The following is a 5,150-nucleotide window of genomic DNA, read 5'->3' as shown; positions in this document are numbered from 1 at the left end:
CGGGACGCCGAGCTCACCGCACCAACACCCACACCGAGCGACCATCACTCCCGAGGGCCGCCGGCTGGCCCTGGAAGTGAACTGTGACGACCACGGTGAGCAGGGCCGGGTCGACGACCCACAGCGTCCGGCTGAGGCCCTGGACCACCAGCACCTCGTTGCCCGCCACGGCGAAGTTGGTCGTGAAATCGAAGCCCGTCTCGTGCTGGCCGGGGATGGCCACGATTCCCGATGGAGAGGCAGAGTCGCCCGATGGCTCGTACGCCACGAGCGTGAGAGCGTGATCGAGCATCCAGATCTTGCCGGCACCGCATCTGATGTCCTCTGGCGCGATCGGCAGGTCGCCGACGGTGCCGAGAACCCGCCCAGTCGCGGGATCAAGCCGCAGGAGCCGCGGCGGGCCAAGGTTCGGACCGACCGGCTCGGCTACCCACAAGGCACCGCTCAGCAGGCACATGCCCGGCTCCATCTTCGCGTGGAGAGCTCCCTCCCATCCGGAAGCCCCCCGCCGACGCTCGGCCTGAAAGGCGCCGAAGGCCCTCACTGGAGGGCCTTCGAAGCGGTGCGGTGATGGATGAGTCCTAGACGGGCAGCCCTAGCGCGCCGCCCTCGTCGATCGCGTAGAATTCGTTCTTGCTGATCCTTCCCGTCGCGCCGTCGACGAGGTTCCTTGGTGTAGAAGTCGTGGTTCAAGAGCTCCTCACCACCCTCGATGCATTCCTCCCGGCCCAGGTCTCACCTTTCGTCCGCGCTCTTTCCGAGCGAATCAGGGCGCGACTGGCGGCGGCGGATGGTGAGGTCGATGCCGTCGAAGCCCGCTTCAAGGCGGCTGCCGGGCTCTTCCGGGAGATCGGTGTCCCCTTCTTCCTCGCTCAAACGCTCACGGAGCACGCCGAATGGCTGGCGGGACGGGGTCGCGCCAGCGAGGCGGAAGGGCCCCTGAGAGAAGCCAACGAGATCTTCGGGCGATTGAAGGCCATCGTGTGGATCGAGCGCCTGGACCGGATCCTGGTTCCCGAGACCGCGAGCGGAGGCCAGCGGTGACCTGCCCGAACTGCGGCACGGAGAACGCGACCGGGAAGAAGTTCTGCACGGAGTGTGGGATGCCCCTCGCCTTGGCGTGCGCGTCGTGCGGGGCTCCGCTCGGCGGGGACGAGAAGTTCTGTGGGGAGTGCGGGACGCCGGTTTCGGGACGTGCTCCCGCCGCGGCGTCGACCACGGAGCGTGCCGCGCCCGCCTCGGAGCGACGGCTGGTCTCGGTCCTGTTCGCGGACCTGGTTGGGTTCACTACGCTCTCCGAGACCCGGGACTCCGAGGAGGTTCGCGAGCTGCTCTCCCGGTACTTCGATACGTGCCGGACCCTCATCGGGCGATACGGCGGCGTCGTGGAGAAGTTCATCGGCGACGCAGTCATGGCGGTCTGGGGAACGCCGGTGGCCAGGGAGGACGACGCCGAGCGGGCCGTGCGAGCGGCCCTCGACCTGGTCGACGCGGTCGCCGCCTTGGGCCAGGAGATCGGGGCGCCGGACCTTCGCGCCCGCGCTGGCGTCCTGACGGGTGAGGCGGCGGTCACCATCGGGGCCGAGGGCCAGGGCATGGTGGCGGGCGACCTCGTGAATACGGCCAGCCGGATCCAGTCGGCAGCCGCTCCCGGGCAGGTCTTCGTGGGAGAGGCGACCCGCCGGAGCACCGAGGCCGCCATTGCATACGAGGACGCCGGGGAGCACGAGCTGAAGGGCAAGGCCGAGCCGGTTCGCCTGCACCGGGCGCTCCGGGTGGTCGCCGCCATCGGCGGCCTGCAGCGATCGGTGGGTCTGGAGGCCCCGTTCGTGGGTCGGGAGCGTGAGCTCCGGATGATCAAGGACCTGTTTCACGCCTCGGCCGAGGATCGAAAGGCCCATCTGGTCTCCATCACCGGGGTCGCCGGCACCGGCAAGAGCCGGCTCCGGTGGGAGTTCGAGAAGTACATCGACGGCCTGGTGGACACGGTCCGGTTCCACCTCGGCCGTTGTCTCGCCTACGGCGACGGGGTCACCTACTGGGCGCTCGCCGAGATGGTGCGAACCCGCGCGGGCATCCTGGAGGGCGAGGAGGCATCTTCCGCACTGGCGAAGCTCCAGGTCGCCCTGGAGAAGAGCGTCCCCGACCCGGAGGAACGCCGGTGGGTGGAGCCGCGCCTGGCCCATCTCCTCGGGCTCGAGGATCGCGTGGCCAGGGACCGCGAGGACCTGTTCGCGGCCTGGCGCCTGTTCTACGAGCGGCTGTCCGAGGAGCTCCCGACCGCCATGGTGTTCGAGGACATGCAGTGGGCCGACGCGGCACTTCTGGACTTCATCGACTACCTGCTGGAATGGTCGAAGGACTACCGGCTGTTCATCTTCACCCTTGCCCGTCCCGAGCTCGTGGAGCGCCGCCCGAACTGGGGCACGGGCCGGAGCTCGACGGCCATGTACCTGGAACCGCTCCGCCCCGAGTCGATGGAGGAGCTGCTGGCCGGGCTGGTGCCGGGGCTCCCCGAGGACCTCCGGGCGAGGATCCTGGACCGGGCCCAGGGAATCCCGCTGTACGCGGTCGAGACGGTGCGGATGCTGCTCGACCGCGGGCTCCTGGCGCAGGAGGGCGCGGTGTACCGACCCACGGGCCCCATCGACTCCCTCGATGTGCCCGAGACCCTGCATGCCCTCCTGGCCGCTCGGCTGGACGGACTCGAACCGAAGGAGCGGCGGCTGGTCCAGGACGCGTCGGTCCTCGGAAAGACCTTCACCAAGGCATCGCTCGCCGCTCTTTCCGGCCTCCCCGAGGCCGAGCTGGACGAACGGCTCTCCTCGCTCATGCGCAAGGAGGTGTTCACGGTCCAGGCCGACCCCCGCTCGCCGGAGCGAGGCCAGTACGGCTTTCTCCAGGAGCTGGTCAAGACCGTTGCGTACGAGACCCTGTCCAAGAAGGAACGGCGGACGAGACATCTCGCCGTCGCCGAGTACCTGGAAAGCGCGTGGGCGGCCGAGGAGGAGGAGATCGTCGAGGTCCTGGCCTCGCACCTGCTCGACGCGCACCGAGCGGCTCCCGACGCGGATGACGCGTCGGAGATCAAGGCCAGAGCCAGAGACATGCTGGGGCGGGCCGGAGAACGGGCTGCCTCGCTTGCGGCGAGCGAAGAGGCGCAGAGGTACTTCGAGCAGGCCGCGGAGCTCGCTGAGGACCGAACCCGGGAAGCCGAGTTGCTCGAGCGGGCGGGGCAGATGGCGTGGAGCGGGGGACGCTCCGCCGAGGCCACATCGCTGTTCGATCGGGCCATGGCGCTGTTCGAGTCGGAGGGGCGCTCCCACCCGGCGGCCCGGGTCTCCGCCCGGCTCGCCGAGGTCGACTGGCGGGGCGGGCGGATCGAGGAAGCCGTGGAGCGCATGGAGCGGGCGTTCCAGGTGCTCGTCAGCGAAGAGCCGGACGAGGACCTGGCCCGCCTGGCCGCCGAGCTCGGACGCCTTCACTACTTCATGGGACAGCTGGAGCTCGCCGGGGAGCGGACGGAGACCGCCCTGGAGATCGCCGAGCCGAGGTGGCTCCCCGAGGTGATCTCAGAGGCGCTCAACACCAAGGCGCTGATCGTGCTGGCGCACGAGCGGCGAGAGGAGGCCATGGCGCTGCTGCATCACGCTGTCCAGCTCGCCCTGGAGAACGACCTGCCCCCTGCCGCCATGCGCGGCTACGTCAACCTCTCGGACCTCCTCCAGGGGCGGGACCGGTACGAGGAGGCTCTCGAATATCGCCGGCTGGGCGTGGCCCTGGCCAGGAAGACCGGCAGCCGGTTCCAGGAACTGCTTCTGGTGGGGGAGGTTGCCTACACCCTCTCGATGATGGGGCGGTGGGACGATGCGGTCGCCCAGGCCGCGGAGGCACCCGAGGCGGAGGCAAGCGGCGCCGGCGCCCTGAGCCAGTTCGCGGCGCTGACGGACATCCTCGCGGGCCGTGGCGAGCTGGACGAGCTCCGCCGCTTGATGTCCGTGACGGAGCGGTTCGCGGCATCCGCGGACGTCCAGGAGCGCGGCGTCCACGCGGCGATGAGAGCGGTCGTCCTTCGAGCGGAGGGCAACCACCGAGAGGCCCTGGCCGCAGCCGAGGAGGCCTTCGCCACTCCGCTGGAGAGGGACTCACAGATCGCGAAGTCCGGATTCGTCGAGACCGTCGAGGCCGCCCTGTCACTGGGCGACTTCGGGAGGGCGGAGGAGGTCGTCGGCGTCATCGAGGGGCTTCGCCCCGCGGAGATGTCTCCGTTCCTCCAAGCCCAGGCGTCCCGGCTCCGGGCGAAGCTCTCGGCGGCCCGCGGAGAGCACGCCTCCGTTGAGGCCGGGTTCAAAACGGGTGCCGGGATGTTCCGCGAGATCGGTGTGCCGTTCTGGCTAGCGGTCTCGCTCCTCGAGCACGGTGACTGGCTGGTTTCCCAGGGGCGCGCGGAGGAAGCCGGTCCGCTCCTCGAGGAGGCCCGGGAGATCTTCGAAGGCCTGAAGGCACAACCGTGGCTGGAGCGGCTGGAGGGTGTCCAAACCATCGTTGGGGTGGGCGCGTGACCTGCCCGAGCTGCGGCACCGAGAACCCACCGGGCGGCAAGTTCTGCTCGGAGTGCGGGACCAGCCTCGCGCTGACGTGCCCGTCGTGCGGCTCGGCCGTGGCAGCCGAGGCGAAGTTCTGCTCGGAGTGCGGGACGCCGTTGGCGGGCCAGCCGCCCGTCGTTGGGCCAAGCTCGACCTGCTGGTGCTCGACGAATTGGGCTACGTCCCGGCCTCCAAGGTCGGGGCCGAGCTGCTGTTCGACGTCATCTCCACCGCGTACGAGCGGACGAGCCTGATGGTCACGACCAACCTGCCGTTCGATCACTGGACCGAGGTGCTCGGCTCGGAGCGCCTCACCGGGGCCACCCTCGATCGCCTCACCCACCGGTGCCAGATCATCGAGACCAAGGGCGAGTCCTACCGCCTGAGAGATGCCAAAGCCCGGGTCCGGAGGCCGGGGGCGTCAGGGGCGCCGGGTCCGAAGGAGAGGCCAACGGCAGAGCATCCAGGACCCATGGAAGGAGGACCCCGAACCCGCTAGCATCCGACCCAGGTGCTCTCCTTTTCGACCGGCCACCGTTAGCCTTTTCGACCGGCGTTCACAGT

At 69.6% G+C, this 5,150-nt stretch carries 4 protein-coding genes and 1 pseudogene; 4 read left to right on the top strand and 1 reads right to left on the bottom strand.

What is annotated here, in order from left to right:
* Window positions 1–13: 13 nt before the first annotated feature.
* Entirely contained in the window at window positions 14–292 is a 279-nt protein-coding gene (locus M3Q23_11940; GenBank protein ID MDP9342776.1) for a hypothetical protein, read from the bottom strand.
* A gap of 392 nt (window positions 293–684) precedes the next feature.
* Between M3Q23_11940 and M3Q23_11935 the strand changes: the two genes are divergently transcribed.
* The 4 genes and pseudogenes from M3Q23_11935 to M3Q23_11920 all read left to right on the top strand — a co-directional run bounded on the left by M3Q23_11935 (window position 685) and on the right by M3Q23_11920 (window position 5,085).
* Window positions 685–1,044 carry a hypothetical protein gene (locus M3Q23_11935; GenBank protein ID MDP9342775.1) on the top strand — a complete coding sequence of 120 codons (360 nt, stop codon included), beginning with the start codon at window positions 685–687 and terminating at the stop codon, window positions 1,042–1,044.
* Window positions 1,041–4,562, top strand: a complete 3,522-nt coding sequence (locus M3Q23_11930) for an AAA family ATPase (GenBank protein MDP9342774.1) — start codon at window positions 1,041–1,043, stop codon at window positions 4,560–4,562. Before M3Q23_11935 ends, M3Q23_11930 begins: the two co-directional genes overlap by 4 nt.
* Window positions 4,559–4,840: a zinc ribbon domain-containing protein gene (locus M3Q23_11925; GenBank protein MDP9342773.1), complete on the top strand. Its 282-nt coding sequence runs from the start codon at window positions 4,559–4,561 to the stop codon at window positions 4,838–4,840. Before M3Q23_11930 ends, M3Q23_11925 begins: the two co-directional genes overlap by 4 nt.
* Window positions 4,741–5,085, top strand: a pseudogene (locus tag M3Q23_11920) (ATP-binding protein). The gene M3Q23_11925 and the pseudogene M3Q23_11920 overlap by 100 nt, the downstream one beginning before the upstream one ends.
* The last annotated feature ends 65 nt before the right edge of the window (window positions 5,086–5,150 follow it).

This window comes from Actinomycetota bacterium (genome assembly GCA_030774015.1).
Classification (GTDB): Bacteria; Actinomycetota; UBA4738; order UBA4738; family JACQTL01; genus JALYLZ01.
The sequence above is the reverse complement of the archived record's forward strand: the minus strand, read 5'-3'. Positions and strand labels throughout refer to the sequence as shown.